Origin of the sequence: Streptomyces sp. Y1 (assembly GCF_041053115.1) — a bacterium.
GTDB classification, from domain to species: domain Bacteria; phylum Actinomycetota; class Actinomycetes; order Streptomycetales; family Streptomycetaceae; genus Kitasatospora; species Kitasatospora rubellomurina.
Window position 1 is genome coordinate 1,143,639 of record NZ_CP163445.1, and the last position, 17,892, is coordinate 1,161,530.

Annotated in this window: 17 protein-coding genes; 4 read left to right on the forward strand and 13 right to left on the reverse strand. The window is 74.2% G+C overall.

All coding sequences use genetic code 11. From position 1 onward, the window contains the following. The first annotated feature begins 29 nt into the window (after positions 1–29). Positions 30–1,865 (forward strand): hypothetical protein, encoded by a 1,836-nt coding sequence (locus tag AB2U05_RS04785; protein ID WP_369182507.1) that lies wholly within the window; start codon positions 30–32, stop codon positions 1,863–1,865. A 197-nt stretch (positions 1,866–2,062) separates the two neighbouring features. Here the strand turns inward: AB2U05_RS04785 and AB2U05_RS04790 are convergent, their stop codons facing one another. The 11 genes from AB2U05_RS04790 to AB2U05_RS04840 all read right to left on the reverse strand — a co-directional run bounded on the left by AB2U05_RS04790 (position 2,063) and on the right by AB2U05_RS04840 (position 12,900). Further along, positions 2,063–2,776 (reverse strand): spermidine synthase, encoded by a 714-nt coding sequence (locus tag AB2U05_RS04790; RefSeq protein WP_369182508.1) that lies wholly within the window; start codon positions 2,774–2,776, stop codon positions 2,063–2,065. Positions 2,777–2,876: 100 nt separating this feature from the next. Next, on the reverse strand, positions 2,877–3,938 hold the full coding sequence (locus AB2U05_RS04795) for a YeiH family protein (RefSeq protein WP_045700100.1): 1,062 nt from the start codon (positions 3,936–3,938) through the stop codon (positions 2,877–2,879). 50 nt (positions 3,939–3,988) lie between these two features. Continuing rightward, a complete protein-coding gene (locus AB2U05_RS04800) occupies positions 3,989–4,570 on the reverse strand; it encodes a cysteine dioxygenase family protein (protein WP_045700072.1) in 582 nt (193 codons plus the stop codon). Positions 4,571–4,646: 76 nt separating this feature from the next. Next, on the reverse strand, positions 4,647–5,552 hold the full coding sequence (locus tag AB2U05_RS04805) for a LysR family transcriptional regulator (RefSeq protein WP_045700099.1): 906 nt from the start codon (positions 5,550–5,552) through the stop codon (positions 4,647–4,649). Between the two features lie 118 nt (positions 5,553–5,670). After that, positions 5,671–6,540 (reverse strand): amino acid ABC transporter permease, encoded by an 870-nt coding sequence (locus tag AB2U05_RS04810; protein WP_369182509.1) that lies wholly within the window; start codon positions 6,538–6,540, stop codon positions 5,671–5,673. After that, positions 6,537–7,181 (reverse strand): amino acid ABC transporter permease, encoded by a 645-nt coding sequence (locus AB2U05_RS04815; RefSeq protein WP_045700070.1) that lies wholly within the window; start codon positions 7,179–7,181, stop codon positions 6,537–6,539. Before AB2U05_RS04815 ends, AB2U05_RS04810 begins: the two co-directional genes overlap by 4 nt. A 13-nt stretch (positions 7,182–7,194) precedes the next feature. Next, positions 7,195–8,118: a glutamate ABC transporter substrate-binding protein gene (locus AB2U05_RS04820; RefSeq protein WP_045709995.1), complete on the reverse strand. Its 924-nt coding sequence runs from the start codon at positions 8,116–8,118 to the stop codon at positions 7,195–7,197. Between the two features lie 9 nt (positions 8,119–8,127). Further along, entirely contained in the window at positions 8,128–8,856 is a 729-nt protein-coding gene (locus AB2U05_RS04825; RefSeq protein ID WP_045700097.1) for an amino acid ABC transporter ATP-binding protein, read from the reverse strand. Between the two features lie 47 nt (positions 8,857–8,903). Beyond that, positions 8,904–9,149 carry a lipopolysaccharide assembly protein LapA domain-containing protein gene (locus tag AB2U05_RS04830; RefSeq protein WP_045700069.1) on the reverse strand — a complete coding sequence of 82 codons (246 nt, stop codon included), beginning with the start codon at positions 9,147–9,149 and terminating at the stop codon, positions 8,904–8,906. Between the two features lie 117 nt (positions 9,150–9,266). Further along, positions 9,267–11,039: an ABC transporter ATP-binding protein gene (locus AB2U05_RS04835; protein ID WP_045700068.1), complete on the reverse strand. Its 1,773-nt coding sequence runs from the start codon at positions 11,037–11,039 to the stop codon at positions 9,267–9,269. A 91-nt stretch (positions 11,040–11,130) separates the two neighbouring features. Further along, positions 11,131–12,900, reverse strand: coding sequence for an ABC transporter ATP-binding protein (locus AB2U05_RS04840; RefSeq protein ID WP_045700067.1), 1,770 nt, complete (start codon positions 12,898–12,900; stop codon positions 11,131–11,133). A gap of 477 nt (positions 12,901–13,377) precedes the next feature. Between AB2U05_RS04840 and AB2U05_RS04845 the strand changes: the two genes are divergently transcribed. After that, entirely contained in the window at positions 13,378–14,244 is an 867-nt protein-coding gene (locus tag AB2U05_RS04845; protein ID WP_045711669.1) for an aldo/keto reductase, read from the forward strand. A gap of 227 nt (positions 14,245–14,471) precedes the next feature. Here the strand turns inward: AB2U05_RS04845 and AB2U05_RS04850 are convergent, their stop codons facing one another. After that, positions 14,472–15,368, reverse strand: a complete 897-nt coding sequence (locus AB2U05_RS04850) for a MarR family winged helix-turn-helix transcriptional regulator (protein WP_279616849.1) — start codon at positions 15,366–15,368, stop codon at positions 14,472–14,474. Positions 15,369–15,744: 376 nt separating this feature from the next. Between AB2U05_RS04850 and fabG the strand changes: the two genes are divergently transcribed. Further along, the gene (gene fabG / locus AB2U05_RS04855; RefSeq protein WP_045700065.1) at positions 15,745–16,512 is read left to right on the forward strand and encodes a 3-oxoacyl-ACP reductase FabG; all 768 of its coding nucleotides are present in this window, start codon (positions 15,745–15,747) and stop codon (positions 16,510–16,512) included. A 243-nt stretch (positions 16,513–16,755) separates the two neighbouring features. Further along, positions 16,756–17,562, forward strand: coding sequence for a phosphatase PAP2 family protein (locus AB2U05_RS04860; protein WP_369182510.1), 807 nt, complete (start codon positions 16,756–16,758; stop codon positions 17,560–17,562). 60 nt (positions 17,563–17,622) lie between these two features. Here the strand turns inward: AB2U05_RS04860 and AB2U05_RS04865 are convergent, their stop codons facing one another. Next, positions 17,623–17,814 carry an I78 family peptidase inhibitor gene (locus AB2U05_RS04865; RefSeq protein WP_369182511.1) on the reverse strand — a complete coding sequence of 64 codons (192 nt, stop codon included), beginning with the start codon at positions 17,812–17,814 and terminating at the stop codon, positions 17,623–17,625. Positions 17,815–17,892 lie beyond the last annotated feature (78 nt).

The following is a 17,892-nucleotide window of genomic DNA, read 5'->3' on the forward strand; positions in this document are numbered from 1 at the left end:
CAGACGCAGCAGAGCGGGGGGCTCACCAGGTGACCCAGGACGTCCAGTTCAGCCCGGAGGCCAACCCCTTCGCGGCCGCGGAACAGGTCTGCGCGACCCTCGGCACGCTCACCGACGCCCTGTTCGACCACCGCACCACCCGCCACCCGGCGGCCTCGCTGACCGCCCTGCGCGAGGCCCACCACCCCGCCGCCGAGGCCCTGTTCGGGCTCCCGCTGGCCCCCAACGGGCCGGTGCACACCGCCCTCGACCGGCTCGGCACGGTGATCACCGCCGGGACGGCCCGCCCCGGCAGCGGCGCCCGCCTCGCCGACCGGGCCACCACCGACCTGCACGAGCGCTACGGCGGCGGGGCGGTGCGCGGGGCCATCGCCGACCGGGGCACCACCTCGGCCGCGCTGTTCCAGCTGCCGGTCACCGGCGAGTTCGCCGACGCCAAGCTGCGCCCGCCGTTCACCCCGGCGCTGGCCGCGCTGGCGGCCGGGCAGCAGACCCGGCAGCCCGTCGAACTGCCCACCGGCGCGGGCGCCGAGGTCCGGCTGGTCGTCCCGCCGGGCTTCCACGCGCTGACCTCCCCGGGCGGGCCCGCCGGGGCCACCGCCCGGACCGTCCCGGCCCGGCGGCCCGGCACGGCCGGCGGCGCCGGCGCGACCGCAGCCGACCCGGCCGCGCTCGCGGCGGCCGAGGAGCTGACCCGGCACCTGGGCGAGGTCGCCGACGAGCTGTTCGGCAGCGCCGGCCCGGAGCCGCGCCGCGACTTCGCGGTGATCGCCGCCACCCTCGCCGACCTGTTCCAGGACTCCGGGACGGCCTACGCGGGCGTCTGCGCCCTGGAGTCGGACGGGCGCGCCACGGACGCCGCGCTGGTCGTCTCGCTCGCCCGGCACCCGCTGCCGATCACCGGGCTCGCCACCGAACTGGCCACCGTACGGCGGCACGCCGAGGTGTGGACGGTCCTGCTGCCGGCCGGGCCGGCGGCCGTCCTGGTCGAGGCGCGGACCGTCCCGGTGCCCGCGCCGCTCGCCTCGGACGGGCAGCGGCGCTGGGTCGTCACCTCGGTGGTCGAGGCCTTCGTGCCGCTGCCGGACGGCGGCACCGTGCTCTGCGTCCAGCTGTCCACGGCGCGGCCGGAGGACTGGGAGCTGTACACCGGGGCGTTCGCGGAACTGCTGAAGAGCATCCAGTTCGGCTGGGACGGGGAGGCGGTACGGCCGGCGGCCGACCCGGTGACCGCCCTGGTGGCCGACCCGGTGATCGACCCGGTGCCGGCCGCCCCGGTCGGTGCCCCGCCCGTGGACTTCAACCCCTTCGCCCCGGTCGCCGAACCCGAGCCGGCCCCGCCGCCCACCCCCGCGCCGACCCCGGAGCCCGCCGCCGAGGCCGCAGCGGTCGCCGAGGAGGCCGTCGCCGAGGCCGTCGAGGTCGTCGAGGAGGAGCCGAAGCCGCGCAAGGGCACACCCGTGATGATCCCGCCGCCGGACTTCGACCCCTTCGCCCCGCCCACCATGCCCCTCACCCCGCCCGCCGAGCCCACGGCGGCCGCCGGGGCGGGCGCGGCCCCCGACCCGTTCGGCACGACGGTCGCGGCCGAGCAGCCGCGCGACCCGTTCGGCACCACCGTCGCCTCGGACGGCCCCGCCCTCCCGCCGCCGCCCAGCACCCCGCCGCGCATCCCGGCACCGGCCGAGGCCGTGGCGGAGGCCGCCGAGGACGAGGAGCCGAAGCCGCGCAAGGGCACGCCCGTGATGATCCCGCCGCCGGACTTCGACCCCTTCGCTCCGCCGACGATGCCCCTCACCCCGCCGGACGAGCCCACGGCCGAGGCCGAGGCGGACCGGACGCCGGAGCACCGCCCCTTCGGCTGAGCCCGGCTCCCCGGGGGGCCAGGGAACAAGAAACAACAAACAGCGAACAGATGACAGATTTCAACATCTGTTATCTGTTCGCTGAAAGTTGTCGGCTGAACTCTGTTCGCCACTCTCCGTTCGCGCGCGACCGACACCCGTACCGCCGAGGAGGGCCGACGACTCGCCAACTCCCCCCGGCAGCAGCCGGGTTCAGCTCAGCCCTCGCCCCTCCGGGCCAGGTGGACCACGTCCGGCACGCCCCGGCTGACCGGGATCTCGTGCGTCACCACGTCGGCGAAGCCCGCCGCGCGCAGCGCCTCCTCGAAGGCGCTCGAGGGCTGCGCGCTCCACACCGCCAGCACCCCGCCCGGCCGCAGCCGCCGCCAGAGCGCGGCGAGCCCGTCGGCGCCGTACAGCCCGTCGTTGGAGTCGGTGACGGTCCAGTCCGGCCCGTTGTCGATGTCGAGGCAGAGCGCGTCGAAGCGCTCGCCGTCCTCCGCCGCCAGGTACTCCAGCAGGTCGGTGTGGAGCACCGCGACCCTCTCGTCCCCCAGCGCGCCGCCGGAGAAGGCGCCGAGCGGCCCGCCGCGGTGCCAGTCGATGATCGCGCTCTCCCGCTCGACGACGGCGATCCGCCCCCAGCGCGGTTCGGCCGCCGCGTAGGCGAGCGAGAATCCGACGCCGAGGCCGCCGATCAGCACCGAGGGCCGCTCGGCACCGCCGCCGGTGCGCTCCAGCTCGTCCAGCGCCGCCTGGATCAGCAGCCGCTCGGAGCGGCCGTCCACGGTGTCCATCAGGAAGCAGCCGTTGACGATGATCTCGTAGTGCTGCCCGCGCTGCCGCAGGACCGCCTCGCCGTACGGGCCCTCCCGGCGGTCGAGGGTCACGACGGCGTCGTCGCCGTTGCGTTCGGGCAGTGCGGTCGTCATCCGGCTTCCTCGGCGAACTCGGGTGCAGGGGCTCCCGGTCGGGCGGGTACGCCCGACCGGGTACCCGCCCGACAATAGCGGAGCCGCCCGTACGCCCCGGTCAGGTCGTGACCAGCACTCCCGCGTACGAAACGCCCGCGACGACCACCCAGGAGGCCAGCCCGAGCAGGGCGATCCGCCCGCCGGTGCGGATCATGGTCGGCAGGTGCACGGCGCTGCCGAGCCCGAACAGCGCGGCGGCCAGCAGCAGTTCCTGGGCGTCCCCGGCCAGGCCCAGCGCCCGCTCGGGCAGCACCCCGGTGGTGCGCAGCACGATCATCGCCAGGAATCCGGCCACGAACAGCGGGACGATCGGCGGCCGCGCACCCGCCTTCGCCGACCCGGCTCCGCCCTCGGCCCCGCCCTCGGCCTCGGTCCCGGCGTCGGCGGCCCGGCCCTTCACCCACCGGGCCTGCCGCCGCACCGCGACGGCCACCCCGGCGACCAGCGGCGCCAGCAGCACGACCCGCATCAGCTTGACCAGGACGGCCTCCCGCAGCGCCCCCGCCCCGCCGCTCTGCGCGGTGGCGACGACCTGCCCGACGTCGTGCACGCTCGCGCCGACCCACCGCCCGAACTCCACGTCGCCGAGCCCCAACGGCTGCTGGAGCAGCGGCAGTACGGCGATCGCCAGCGTCCCGCACAGGGTGACCAGCGCGACCGACGACGCCACGTCCTCCTCGTCGCTGCCGGCCGCCTGGCTGACCGCGCCGATCGCCGAGGCGCCGCAGATCGAGTACCCGGTGGCGACCAGCAGCGGCTGGTCGCCGGGCAGGCCGAGCCGGCGCCCGAGCCACAGCGTCCCGGTGAAGGTCGCGGCGACCACCGCGAGCACCATGGCGACGGTGGCCCAGCCGAGGCCGAGCACGTCGCCGAGGCTCAGCTTGAGCCCGAGCAGCACGATGCCCAGGCGCATCAGCCGCTTCCCGGCCAGGGACAGCCCCGGGCGGGCGACCCCGCGCACCACCGGACGCAGCCCGGGCAGGTGGGCGGCCGCCATGCCGAGCACCACGGCCGCGGTGAGCTTGGGCACGGCCGGCACGGCCGCGTGGACGCCGATCGCGGCGGCCACCCCGGCCGCCGCGAGCAGCAGGCCGGGGGCGTCCCCGCCGAGCGGGGGCAGCGAGCGGGTGCGGACGGCGCGCTGCTTGAGGGTGAGTGCCACGCCGCCGCTCACTGCTCCTGGTCGGCGGGCAGCCGGTAGACCCGGCGGATGCTGGTGCCGAGCCGGGAGACGTCCGCGCCGTACACGTGGATGGAGATGGCCGTGGTGCTGCACGCGTTGCGCACCAGGTGGATGTCGCCGGGCGGGGCGAAGGCGGCGACGCTGCCGGCCGGGCCGGCGACGTGCTCGGTCTCGACGAGCCGGGCGGTGCGGCCGTCCGAGACGAGCCGGTAGCGGGTCTCGCTCTCCTGGCCCTGGTGGACGCCGGCCACGCACCAGGAGACGTGGTCGTGGATGCAGGTCTGCTGCCCGGGCAGCCAGACCAGGGCGACGACGGAGAAGCTGCCGTCCTCCTCGGCGTGCACGACGTGCTGGCGGTAGCGCTGCGGGTCGCCCTCCTGCTGGGCGGGGGTGAGCAGGGCGTCCGGCCCGTCCGTCGCCGCCAGCAGGTGCGGGGCGAGGCGTTCGCCGACCAGGTAGGCGGTGAGTTCCGGAGGCAGTCCGCGGTCCACCACGGCCCGGATCTCGCTGATCAGCGCGGTCATCCGCTCGGTGAGTCGGTCACTGCCGACGGTGGAGGGGGGTGTCATGGGAGCAGGTTCGGACGAACCGACCCATCACGTCCAACGAGGGTTCCTAAGCGATACCCCCACTACTGCTTATGTGTCAGCACCCGACCCGGCTCGCCGCCGCCCGCCGCAGGTGGTCCAGCACCAGCCCGGTGGCGGGGATGCGCCGGTGCTCGCGCAGCACGTAGGCGCTGACCTGCCGCCGCAGGTGCGGCTCGACGGCCCGCCCGGTGACCTTGCGGTGGCACATGAAGGAGAGCACCAGCGCGGGCATCAGCGCGATCCCGACCCCGGCGGCGACCAGGCTCTGCACCGCGAGGTTGTCGTCGGTGGAGAACACGATGTCCGGCGCGAAGCCCTCCTCCGCGCAGACCTGCAGCAGGTTGGCCCGGCAGCGCGGGCAGCCGGCGATCCACCGCTCGCCGTCGAGGTCGGCGAGCCGGACGGCGTGCCGGCGGCCGAGCGGGTGCCCGACCGGCAGCAGCACGGTGAGCAGGTCCTCCATCAGCGGGATCTCGTCGAGCCCGTCCGGCACCTCGGTGGGCGCGCCCGGGTAGCGGAAGGCCAGCGCGATGTCGCACTCCCCGCGCAGCAGCCGCTGGACGGAGTCCGGCGGCTCGGCCTCCAACAGTTCGACCCGCACGCCGGGGTGCTCGGCGAGGAGGCGGGCCATCGCCTCGGGTATCAGGGTGGCGTTGGCGCTGGGGAAGGCGCAGACCCGCACCCGCCCGGCGCGCAGCCGGGCGAGCGCGGCGAGCTGCTGCTGGGCGGCGGAGAGGCTGCCGAGGATGAGTTCGGCGTGCCGGGAGAGCGTCTCGCCGGCCTCGGTGAGCCGCAGCCCGCGCCCGGCGCGGGTGAACAGCGGCACGCCCACGGTGCGTTCGAGGGCCTTCATCTGCTGGGTGATGGCGGGCTGGGTGTAGCCGAGCTCGCGCGCGGCGGCGGAGTACGAGCCGGCCCTGACCACCTCGTGGAACGTCCTGATGTGCCGCGAGTCGAACACCGGCTCCATGGCCCCTCCGCCCGGTCGTCTGCCGTCGATCCCCGCAATCATAAGAGGAAATTGGAGATACCGGCCCGGACCTCATCCGCACCTATGGTTCAAGCCCGAACCGGCCTGCTCACTGCTGCGCCGACGGCGGCAGCCCCATCGCCACCCCGGCCTTGGCGACCGGCGCCCCGCCCTTCACGCTCGGGCTGCGCCGGCTGCGCCGCTCGACCCAGCGGGCCAGCCAGGACAGCAGCAGGCACATGCCGATGTAGATCGGCGCGATCACGATCACCACCGGGATGAACGGCAGGTCGTAGTCCAGGTTGGTGGCGATCAGCTTGCCCGCGTGCAGGAACTCCTCGTAGGTGATCAGGAAGCCGAGCGAGGTGTCCTTGAGCGCGACCACCAGCTGGCTGATGATCGCCGGCAGCATCGCCCGGTTGGCCTGCGGCACCAGGACGTACGCCATCACCTGGGTCTTGCGCATGCCGAGCGCGTACGCCGCCTCCCGCTGCCCCTTGGGCACCGCGAGGACGCCGGCCCGGAACACCTCGGCCAGCACCGAGCCGTTGTACAGCACCAGTCCGGCGACCAGCGCCCACAGCGGCTGCACCTTGAGGGCGACGAACACGAAGAAGATCATCACCAGCAGCGGCATGGCCCGGAAGAACTCCACCACCAGGGTGGAGAGCCAGCGCACCACCCGGTGGTCGGACAGCCGCCCGGCCGCGAACAGCGCGCCGAAGGGCAGCGCGAACAGCACCGTCCAGGCGAAGGCCCGCAGGGTGTTGCCGAGCCCGCGCAGCAGCAGGTCCTGCACGCCCCGGTACTCGAAGGGCTCCCACTTGGCGTAGGTGAACTGGTGGGTGTGGAACAGCATGTAGACCACCCAGCCGACCAGCACCGCGATCAGCAGCAGCGCGATCCCGCCGTACAGCCGGTGCCGGGCCAGCGCCTTCGGGCCGGGGATGTCGTACAGCGCCGAGGATTCAACGGTCATCGGGACACCGCCACTCGTCGTTCCAGCAGGTTGAAGACCGCGCTGACGGCCAGGGTGATGATCAGGTAGCCGACCGCGATCCAGACGAAGGTCCAGATGATGCTGTAGCCGAGCTCGTTGATGGTCCGGTAGGTGCCCAGCAGCTCGGTCACGCTGAACGAGCCGGCGATCGCCGTGTTCTTCGCCAGCGCGATCATCACGCTGCCGATCGGCGCCACCACCGAGCGGTACGCCTGCGGCATCACCACCAGGCCCATCGTCTGCCCGAAGCTCATGCCCAGGCTGCGGGCCGCCTCGCCCTGCCCGGTCGGCACCGTGTTGATGCCCGAGCGCATCGCCTCGCAGACGAACGCCGAGGTGTAGCAGCCGAGCGCGAGCACCGCGAAGGTGTAGAAGGGCAGCGTGATGTCGAAGCGCGGCAGGCCCAGCACCACGATGAAGAACAGCAGGGTGAGCGGCGTGTTGCGCAGCACCGTCACCCACACCGTGCCGAACACCCGCAGCGGACGCACGGGCGAGACCCGGAAGCCCGCGATCAGCACCCCCAGTACCAGGGACAGCACGCCGCTCACCGCGAACAGCGAGAGCGTGCCGAGGAAGCCGTCCCAGTAGGTCGACCAGTTGTCGGTCAGCGTCTTCACAGCGCGGCCCTCCTCAGTACCGGTCGATCGGCGGCGGGGTCGGCGCGGGCTCCCCGGACAGGCCGAGGGTCGCGTCGAAGGCCCTCTTCCAGTCGCCGTTCTGCTCGTGGCTCGCCAGCGCGTCGTTCAGCGCCGCGCGCAGCGCGGTGTCGTTCTTCGGGGTCCCGATCCCGTACGGCTCCTTGGAGAACAGCGGCCCGACGACCTTGAGCTCGTCCGGCACCTTGGCGGCGTAGCCGAGCAGGATCGCGTTGTCCGTGGTGACGGCGTCGACCTGGTCGGTGATCAGGTTGTCCACGCAGGCCGAGTAGGTGTCGTAGCCGATCAGGTGCGCCTTCGGGTACTGCGACTGGATGCGCTGGTACGGCGTCGAGCCGGCCGCCGAGCAGACCTTCCGGCCGTCCAGGTCCTGCGGCCCGTGGATGCGGTCGTCGTTCTTGCGCACCAGCAGCGACTGCCCGGCGACGAAGTACGGGCCGGCGAAGCCGACCAGCTTCTTGCGGTTGTCGTTGATGGTGTAGGTGCCGACGTAGTAGTCCACCTGGCCGTTCTGCAGGGCGGTCTCGCGGTTGGCCGAGGCGATGGTCTTGAACTGGATCCGCTCGGGCGGGAAGCCGAGCGAGGCGCCGACCATCTTGGCGATCTCGATGTCGAAGCCGGAGTACACGCCGGTGGCCGGGTTCTTCTGGCCCAGGTACGGCTGGTCCTCCTTGGCGCCGACGACCAGGTGGCCCCGGCCGCGGGCGGCGTCCAGGGTCGGCGAGCCGGTGATCGACGCGGCGTCCCGCACCTGGTAGCTCGGCAGGGAGCTGGGCTGCGGGCCCTTGGGCGGCGGGGTGCCGGCCTTGCCGCAGCCGGCCGCGAGGACGGCGAGCAGGAGCGCGACGGCCAGCGGACGGGTGCGCGGGCGCGCGGCGCGCGTCGTCGTACGGTTCACGGCGCCGCCTCAGTGCTTCAGGATCTTGGACAGGAAGTCCCGGGCGCGTTCGCTCTCGGGGGCGCTGAAGAAGTCCTCCGGGGCGCGGTCCTCGACGATCCGGCCGTCCGCCATGAAGACCACCCGGTTCGCGGAGGCCCGGGCGAAGCCCATCTCGTGGGTGACCACGATCATGGTCATGCCCTCGTGGGCGAGCTGGCGCATGACGTCCAGCACCTCGTTGATCATCTCGGGGTCGAGCGCCGAGGTCGGCTCGTCGAACAGCAGCGCCTTCGGCTCCATGGCCAGGGCCCGGGCGATCGCCACCCGCTGCTGCTGCCCGCCGGACAGCTGCGCCGGGTACTTGCCGGCGTGCGCTTCGAGGCCGACCCGCTCCAGCAGGGCCCGGGACTTGGCGTCCGCCTCCGCCTTGGCCCGGCCGCGGACCTTGATCTGGGCGAGCGAGACGTTCTGCAGCACGGTCTTGTGCGCGAACAGGTTGAAGGACTGGAACACCATGCCGACCTCGGCGCGCAGCCGGGCCAGCCCCTTGCCCTCCTCGGGCAGCGGCTCGCCGTCGATCAGGATGGTGCCGCGCTCGATCGGCTCCAGCCGGTTGATCGCCCGGCAGAGCGTCGACTTGCCGGAGCCGGACGGGCCGATGACCACGACCACCTCGCCGCGGCCGACCGTCAGCTCGATGTCCTGCAGCACGTGCAGGTCCCCGAAGTGCTTGTTGACGCCGCGCAGTTCGATCAGCGGGGTGAAGGACGAGGCGCCGGCCGGGGCCGGCTCGGGGGCGGCGCTCACCGGCCGCGCCGTCCCTTCAGCAGCCAGCCCAGCACGGCGCCCGCGACCAGGGTGGCCAGCAGCGCGATCCACAGCGGCGCGGTCACGGTGAACACCCAGAACTGGATCTTCACCTTGTCGAGGTTGGCGAACAGGAACCACACGGCGAGGATCACGATGACGCCGATCCCGATGTACCGGGTGGGAATCCCACCGATCTCGCTGCGCTGTGGGCGGGCCGAGCCGTCTGAAATCTTGGTCACCGGAGCAGTCTGCGGGCGGCGGCACCGATTTGCCCGGTTACGCGCCCTTCCGGGCGAGGGAGTAACCCGCACGGGGCAATCCGGCCCCGTGCGGGTTTGAGCCCGGCCGACGAGGCGTCAGCGCTCGTCGCGCCAGGAGCGCCACAGTGCCGCGTACGGGCCGCCCGCCGCGACCAGCTCGGGGTGGCTGCCGTACTCGCTGATCCGACCGCCCTCGACCACCGCGATCACGTCCGCGTCGTGCGCGGTGTGCAGCCGGTGCGCGATCGCGATGACGGTGCGGCCCTCCAGCACCCGGGAGAGCGAGCGCTCCAGGTGCCGGGCGGCGCGCGGGTCCAGCAGCGAGGTGGCCTCGTCCAGCACCAGGGTGTGCGGATCGGCCAGCACCAGCCGGGCCAGGGCGAGTTGCTGGGCCTGCGGCGGGGTCAGCGCGGTGCCGCCGGAGCCGACCTCGGTGTCCAGGCCCTCGGGCAGCGCGGCCGCCCAGCCCCCGGCGTCCACCGCGTCCAGCGCCGCCCGCAGCTCGGTGTCGTCCGCCGCGGGCGCGGCCAGGCGCAGGTTGTCCCGCAGCGTGCCGACGAAGACGTGGTGCTCCTGGTTCACCAGGGCGACCTCGGCCCGCACCCGCTCGGCCGGCATCCGGGAGAGCGCCGCCCCGCCCAGGGTGACGCTGCCCCGGCCGGGGGCGTAGATCCCGGCCAGCAGCCGCCCCAGGGTCGACTTGCCCGCCCCGGACGGCCCGACCAGCGCGACCCGGCTGCCCGGGGCGACGTCCAGGCTGATCCCGTGCAGCACGTCGGCGCCCTCGCGGTAGCCGAAGCGGACGTCCCGGGCCTCGACCCGGCGGCCGTCCGGACGGGCCGACTCGTCCCCCTCGTGCTCCGGCACCTCGCGCACGCCCACCAGCCGGGCCAGCGAGGCCTGGCCGATCTGCAGCTCGTCGTACCAGCGCAGGATCAGGTCCACCGGGGCGGTCAGCTGCTGCGCGTACAGCACGCCGGCCGTCAACTGGCCGACCGTGATCCAGCCCCGGAGCGTGAACAGCCCGCCCAGCACCAGCGTGCCGAGCACCGCCGCGGTGTACGCCGTGTCGATGGTCGGGAACCAGACCGAGCGCAGCCACAGCGTGTACCGCTCCCAGGCCAGCCACTCGCCGAGCTTGCGGTCCGTCAGCCGGACCCGCTGCTCGCCCAGGCGCAGCGCCTCGACCGTCCGCCCGGCGTCCACCGTCTCGGCCAGCACGTTGCTCACCGCCGCGTACCCGGCCGCCTCGTTGCGGTACGACGTCGGCGCCCGCCGGAAGTACCAGCGGGAGCTGACCAGCAGCAGCGGCAGCCCGACCAGCGAGGTGAGCGCGAGCAGCGGCGAGGTGACCAGCAGCGCGCCGAGCACCAGCAGCAACGACACGACGGCGACGGCGAGTTCGGGCACCGCCTCGCGGATCGACTTGTCCAGCCGGTCGACGTCGGTGGTGCCCCGGGACACCAGGTCGCCGGTGCCGGCCCGCTCCAGCACGCCGGTGGGCAGCGCCACCGAGCGGACCAGGAAGTCCTCGCGCAGGTCGGCCAGCACCCGCTCGCCGAGCACGGCCCCGCGCAACCGGGACCAGCCGGTGAACGCGGACTGCACCGCCAGGGCCAGCAGGTACCAGCCGACCGCCACCGCGATGGTGCCCTCGGCGGTGCCGGTGGCCAGCGACTCGACCAGGCTGCCGAGCACCCAGGGGCCGACCAGGCCGGCCACGGTGGCCACCGAGTGCAGCGCGACCACCGCCGAGAAGCCACCGCGGTGGCGTCTGGCGAGCAGCCGCAGGTAGGCGCGCACGGCGGCCGGGGAGCCAACCGGCAGGGTGGTGGCCGGCCCCTGCTCCCGATGGACGGGGGGCTTCATGACGTGCTCCTCGGATGCGTGGGGGAATGGACGGCGGGAGGGCGGCGGGGCGGGAGCGCCCGGCCCCTCGGGAGATTCGCCCGGGTCCGGCTCACACCGCCTCCCCGAGCGGCTGCGCCTCGTCGCGGGTGACGGCGGCCCGGTAGGCGGGCTCCTCCCGCATCAGCTCGCGGTGCCGGCCGGCCGCGACGGCCCGGCCGTCGCGCAGCAGCACCACCCGGTCGGCCCGGTCGAGCAGCAGCGGGCTGGTCGCGAACACCACGGTGGTGCGCCCGGCCCGCAGGCCGTGCAGCCCGGCGGCGATCCGCTCCTCGGTGTGCGCGTCCACCGCGCTGGTGGGCTCGTCCAGGACGAGCACCGGCGGGTCGGCCAGCAGCGCGCGGGCCAGCGCGAGCCGCTGGCGCTGCCCGCCGGACAACGAGCGCCCGCGCTCGGCGACCCGGGCCCGCATGGCGTCGCCGCCGCAGTCCGGCGTGCCGTCGACCAGGGCCTCCAGGACGTCCTCGCAGCGGGCGGCGGCCAGCGCCTCGGCCGCCGGCACCCGCCCGGCGCCGGGGACGTCGAACAGCTCGGCCAGGGTGCCCGAGAGCAGCACCGGGTCCTTGTCGTGGACCAGCACCGCCGCCCTGGCCTCGGCCAGCGGCACCGCGTCCAGCTCCGTCCCGCCGAGCCGGACGGAGGGCTGCTCCGACTCGCCCTCGGCGAGCGGGACGTGCCCGCCCAGGCGCTCGGCGAGCGCCCCGGCGAAGTCCGGGTCGCCGCACACCACGGCGGTCAACTCGCCCGCCCGCGCGGTGAGTCCGGTCGCCGGGTCGTGCAGGTCGGCCTTGCCGGGGCGGGTCAACGCGGCCTCGGCCGCCCCGCTGGTCCGGCTGAGCGAGAGCACCCGGACGGCCCGCCCGGCGGAGACCCGGGCGACGCTCCAGGCGTGCGCGGCCTCGCCCAGGATGCGCAGCGGCGACGCCAGGAAGGCGGTGGCGCCGTACACCGCGATCAGGGTGCCCACGGCCAGCTCCCCGGAGGCGGCCAGCCGGGCGCCGTACCAGGTGACGCCGACCACGAACAGGCCGGGCAGCAGCACTTCCTGAGTCTGCATCAGGGCGGAGATCCGGGCCGAGCGGACGGCGGCGGCGCGGACCTTCTGGGAGGCGGCCCGGTAGCGGTCCAGGAACAGCTCCTCGCCGCCGATGCCGCGCAGCACCCGCAGCCCGGCCACCGTGTCGGCGGCCAGCTCGGCGGCCTTGCCGCCGAGCTCGCGCTGGCGCGCGTAGCGCCGCTCGAACGGGCCGATCAGCGGCCACATCGAGGCCGCCAGCACCGGCACGCCGAGCAGCACGCCGATCCCGAGCGCCGGCTCGGTGAGCAGCACCACCGAGCTGACGGCGAGCCAGACCAGCACCGAGGCCCGCACCCGGGCGTTCAGCTCGACGTACCAGCCGATCCGCTCGACGTCCCCGCTGCCGACCGCGACCACCTCGCCGGTGGCGATCCGGCGGGACAGCCCGGACCCCAGGTGCGAGGCCTGCCGGGCCACCAACTGCCGTACGTGGGTGGCCGCGTGGATCCAGTTCCAGACCGCCTGACGGTGCAGCAGCACGGCGCCGGCCGCCGCGGCGGCGGCCAGCAGCGCGGCGAGGCCGCCGGCCCGCCAGATCCCGGCCGGGTCGCCGTCGACGGCGGCCTGCACGCCGTGGCCGAGCGCCACCGGCAGGGCGGCCTGGCCGCCCATCTCCACCAGGGCCCACAGGGTGGCGAGCACCTGCCCGCGCCGCTGGGCGCGGCCGAGCCAGCGCAGGAAGGCGGTGGGCGAGGTCAGATCGGGCCGGCCGGGGTCGGCCAGCGGCAGGGGGGTGAGCGGCATGACACTCCGATGCGGAAGGGCGCGGGGGAACGCGGCGGTGCGGGGGTGCGCGAGCCCGGGGACAGGGCGCGGGGGCGCAGGGGCAGGGGCAGGGGCGGACGGCGGCGCGGGGCCCGGCTTCGGGAGGCGGGCCGGCCGCCCGACCGCGCGGCGGCGTCGGAGGCGACGCCGGAACGACGGCGTCGACCCGCCGGGGGCGGGGCGCCGTGCGACGACGGACGACGGGAAGGGCACGAAGGGCCCTGATCTCAGGAGGTCATGGCCGCGAGCCTGCCAACCGGAATGTGATCCGCGCAACAGGTTTTTCCCGCCCCGGCCGGCCGCCCCCCGCCCCCAACCCGCTCACAACCCGGCCAGGCCCCGGACGGGCCCCGGCCGGGCCGCCGCGAGATTCGCCCGAACGGCGGGAACAATCCCGCCCGGGCACCGGTTGCCCCGAGTGAAACCACCCGCACCACCGGAAGGCACCGCGTCCCCGTGAGCACCATCCCCAGCGTCACCCTCAACGACGGCTCCCGGATCCCGCAGCTCGGTTTCGGCGTCTGGCAGGTCCCGGACGCCGAGGCCACCACCGCCGTCCGCGCCGCGATCGAGGCGGGCTACCGCTCCATCGACACCGCGGCCGTGTACGAGAACGAGACCGGCACCGGCCGGGCGATCACCGAGGCGCTGGCGAGCGGCGCCGTCGCCCGCGAGGACCTGTACGTCACCACCAAGCTGTGGAACTCGGGCACCCGTGACTGGTCCGGCGAGCAGGGCCGCGACGCGGTGCTGCGCGAGTTCGACGCCTCGCTGGCCAAGCTGGGCCTCGACTACGTCGACCTCTACCTGATCCACTGGCCGCGCCCGATGCACGGCAGCTTCCCGAACATCTGGAAGGCCTTCGAGCAGCTGAAGGCGGACGGCCGGGTCAAGTCGGTCGGCGTCTCCAACTTCGGCCCCGAGCAGCTGACCCGCCTGCTGGCCGAGTCCTCCGTCACCCCGGTGCTGAACCAGGTCGAGCTGCACCCCTACTTCCCGCAGACGGAGCTGCGCGCCTTCCACGCCGAGCACGGCATCGCCACCGAGGCGTGGAGCCCGCTGGGCCAGGGCGGCGAGCTGCTGGCCGAGCCGGCGCTGGTGAAGATCGCCGAGAAGCACGGCCGCACGGTGGCCCAGGTGGTGCTGCGCTGGCACCTGCAGAGCGGTGTGATCGCCATCCCGAAGTCCGTCACCCCGTCCCGCATCCGGGAGAACCTGGACGTGGCCGGCTTCGAGCTGGACGCCGAGGACCTCGCGGCGGTCGCCGGCGTCGCCACCGGCAAGCGGATCGGTCCGGACCCGCAGGGCTTCGACTGGAACTGACGGAGCACCGGGCGGCGGCCTCGAACGCCCCGCGGCGGCGCCCGTCCTGACGCCCCGCCACCCCCGGAACGACCGAAGGACCGCCGGCCCCCACACGGGGGCCGGCGGTCCTTCACGCGTCACGGGCACCGCACGGCACCCGGCGACACCACCTCACCGCACGCGACGCGCGCCGGAGCCTTCCGACCGTTGGCGAATCGTTTTGGCGGTGATGTGTGCGACGTCGGCTACAGCCTGGCCGCCTTGCCGATGAGCGCGAGCGCAGCCTCGTGCTCCTCCTCGGCCAGCGGGGCGAGCAGCAGCCGCTGGACCTCGGCCACGCCGGCCGCCGACCGGTGCAGCAGGTCCTGCCCCGCCGGCGAGAGCGAGAGCAGGTTGCGCCGCCCGTCCGAGGGGTCGCGCCGGCGCTGCACCAGACCGCGGCGCACCAGCCGGCTGACCATCTCGGCCATGGTGGCCTTGTCCAGCGAGGCCAGCTCGCCGACCGTGCGCTGGTCCGCGCCCGGTTCCAGCTCCAGCGCGTCCAGCACCGCGTACTGCGGCGCCGTCAGCTCCGAGCCGACGTGCTCGGACCAGAGCTTGGTGTGCACCTGCTGGCCGACCCTGATCAGGTAGCCGATCGCCCGCTGGGCGTCCAGTATCGGCCGCGCGTCCGTCATGACGGCGACGGCCGCGGGCTCCAGCCTGGCTATCTTGGCCATCACCCGGACGATCTCGACCTGCTCCTCCGCCGTCAGCGGCTCGAACAGGACGCGCTGCACGCGGACCACCCCGCCGGTGGCCTCGCGCACCGCCTGGGCCCCGCTCTGCGAGAGAGCGAGCAACTTGCGCCGGCCGTCGGCCGGGTCGCGCCTGCGCAGCACCAGGCCGCGGCGGACCAGCCGCGCGACCATCTCGGCCATCGTCGCCTTGTCCAGCGAGGCACGCTCGCCGACCGTCCGCTGGTCCGCGCCCGGTTCCAGGGCGAGCACCAGCAGAACGGCGAACTGCGGAGCCGTGAGATCGGCTCCGACGTGTTCGGACCACAGACGGGTGTGAACCTGCTGCGCAACGCGAATGAGGTGTCCGGGCGACTGCTGCAGTCGCGCGGACACGCGGGTTGTCGGGATCTCCCCCAGCACCATGTATCCGTCCCGATGTCACACCCGGTGTGTGTGGGACACCCGGGTGGGGCAGTTACGGCGAGTGGGCGTCCAGCTATGAGGGAGGGCGCTCCAGCCGTGCAGCCGGTGGCTGCTGGCGGACACTATACAAACGGCGGGCCCTTGCTGGCAGGCAGGGGCGGATAGTAGACGCAGGTTCGGCAACATTGGCATATTTACGCGCTGCGACCCGCTTGCAGTAACCCGGATTCAGCAGAAAGCCGACCGGTCGGTCCTTACCGACCGTCACCTGCGGCTCTCCGCCCTGGCCGCGCCCCCTACCCGCCGGTAGGGTGTGGCCACCCTCTCCGGGGGCGCTCCCCCGGAGGCAGACCCCCGAGAGAGACGAGTTGTGGGCATGACCGAGCAGAGCACCGCCACCCGGGTCGCCGTCGTCACCGGCGCCGCCCGCGGCCTGGGCGCCGCGACCGCCGTCCGGCTGGCCGAGGACGGCTACGCGGTGGCCGTCCTGGACCTGGACGAGGCCGCCGGCAAGGACACCGTCGACCGGATCACCGCCGCCGGCGGCCGGGCCCTGGCGGTCGGCGCCGACGTCTCGGACGCCGAGCAGGTGCAGGCCGCCGTCGACCGCGTCGCCGCCGAACTGGGCGCCCCGGTCGTCCTGGTCAACAACGCCGGCGTCCTGCGCGACAACCTCCTCTTCAAGATGTCGGAGTCGGACTGGGACACGGTCATGAACGTGCACCTGCGCGGCGCCTTCCTGATGACCCGCGCGGTGCAGAAGCACATGGTGGACGCCGGTTTCGGCCGGATCGTCAACCTGTCCTCCTCATCGGCCCAGGGCAACCGCGGCCAGGCCAACTACTCGGCCGCCAAGGCCGGCCTGCAGGGCTTCACCAAGACTTTGGCCATCGAGCTCGGCAAGTTCGGCATCACCGCCAACGCGGTCGCCCCGGGCTTCATCGCCACGGACATGACGGCGGCCACCGCGGCCCGGGTCGGCATGGACTTCGAGGCCTTCCAGCACGCCGCAGCCTCTCAGATCCCGGTCCAGCGGGTCGGTCAGCCTGAGGATGTCGCCCACACCATCTCGTTCCTCGCCAGCGAGGGCGCCGGCTTCGTGTCCGGTCAGGTGATCTACGTGGCGGGCGGCCCCCTCGACTGAGCCCTTCCCGAGCACGGAACCTACACAGGGTGACCACGGAGCGGGGAGCCGGCCGAGCCGGCTCCCCGCTCCTATTCCTTTACCGGGACTTTTGCGAAATCATTCGAAGACAACACTGGTCCTCGCTCGAATAATCGAGAAAACCGACCGCCCGACCGCACCCGATCGACCTGTTTGTCGATTTCCCGGGAAAATGACAATTCCCCTCGGAATGACCCTTCCCGAATGGGTATGGTCACCTCCGTGCCAGTCAGAATTACCCCCGCCGTCCCGATTCAGCGGCGCGGGCCGGAACACCGCACCTTCGCCCGGCCCGGCCCCCGAGCCGCCGACCACGCCCACCGTGCCCACCGCGCCCACCGGCCGCCCGGCCCCGGCCGCCCCGAGCCCGCCTGGCCGCCGCTGAGCCGCCGCCACACCGCCCTGCTCCTCGCCACCTGCGCCGCCTACCTGCTGGTGCTCGCCGGGGTGCTGCTCAACACCGAACTGGTCGACCTCGACTGGTCGGTCCGGCTGCTGCGCCCGTACGAGCGCTGGCCCCGGCTGGAGCCGCTGCTCGACACCTGGGTGGTGGCCGGCCAGCGCGGCCCCTCGGCGATCGCCGCCTTCGCCTGGCTCGCCTGGCGCGCCCACCGGCTCGGCCGGCTGCGGCCGCTGCTGGTGATGGCGGTCGCGCTGCTACTGCTGAACGTCACGGTCGGCGCGGTCAAGATCGTCACCGGGCGGCTCGGCCCGCACTACGCCCAGTACGTCGGCTCCCCCGAGCTGTTCTCCGGCGGCACCATCTTCCCCTCCGGCCACACCGCCAACGCCGTGGTCACCTGGGGCGTGCTCGCCTACCTGGCCGCCCGCTGGCGGCGCACCGGCGCCGTGATCGCCGCCGCGACGGCCTGCTCGATCGGCCTCACCACGGTCTACCTCGGCACCCACTGGGTCACCGACGTGCTGGCCGGCTGGGCCGCCGGCCTGCTGGTGCTGCTGTCGCTGCCGCTGCTGGAGCCGCTGGTCGCCGCCGCCGAACGGCGGCTGGCCCGACGCTTCGGCCGCTGACGCCCGCGCCGCGCCGACACCCGCGCCGACCCCGTCCCGACACCCGCGCCGCGGAGCGCGTCACCCCTCCCAGCCGCGCTCGACCACCCCGTCACGCACCACCAGGTTGAGCCGCCCCTCCCGGTGGTCCATGGTCATCATCGCCCCCGGCTCCAGCACCCGGACCGACGCCCAGCCGTGCCGCTCGGCCAGCTCCCGGGCCCGCTCGACGCCCAGCCCCGTGTAACACCCGGCGTCCGCCGCCTCCGCCATCGCCCCTCCCCGGACTCGCCCCGCCGCCGCACCGGCCCGTACCGGCACCGATCCCGGACGTACGCTGGAAGGGTAGCC

Bases quoted from the DNA above. Each gene is read 5' to 3' on its own strand.
- AB2U05_RS04790 (WP_369182508.1), bottom strand. From the start codon at position 2,776: ATGACGACCGCACTGCCCGAACGCAACGGCGACGACGCCGTCGTGACC.
- AB2U05_RS04800 (WP_045700072.1), bottom strand. From the start codon at position 4,570: ATGACACCCCCCTCCACCGTCGGCAGTGACCGACTCACCGAGCGGATG.
- AB2U05_RS04810 (WP_369182509.1), bottom strand. From the start codon at position 6,540: ATGACCGTTGAATCCTCGGCGCTGTACGACATCCCCGGCCCGAAGGCG.
- AB2U05_RS04835 (WP_045700068.1), bottom strand. From the start codon at position 11,039: ATGAAGCCCCCCGTCCATCGGGAGCAGGGGCCGGCCACCACCCTGCCG.
- AB2U05_RS04840 (WP_045700067.1), bottom strand. From the start codon at position 12,900: ATGCCGCTCACCCCCCTGCCGCTGGCCGACCCCGGCCGGCCCGATCTG.
- AB2U05_RS04850 (WP_279616849.1), bottom strand. From the start codon at position 15,368: ATGGTGCTGGGGGAGATCCCGACAACCCGCGTGTCCGCGCGACTGCAG.
- fabG (WP_045700065.1), top strand. From the start codon at position 15,745: ATGACCGAGCAGAGCACCGCCACCCGGGTCGCCGTCGTCACCGGCGCC.
- AB2U05_RS04865 (WP_369182511.1), bottom strand. From the start codon at position 17,814: ATGGCGGAGGCGGCGGACGCCGGGTGTTACACGGGGCTGGGCGTCGAG.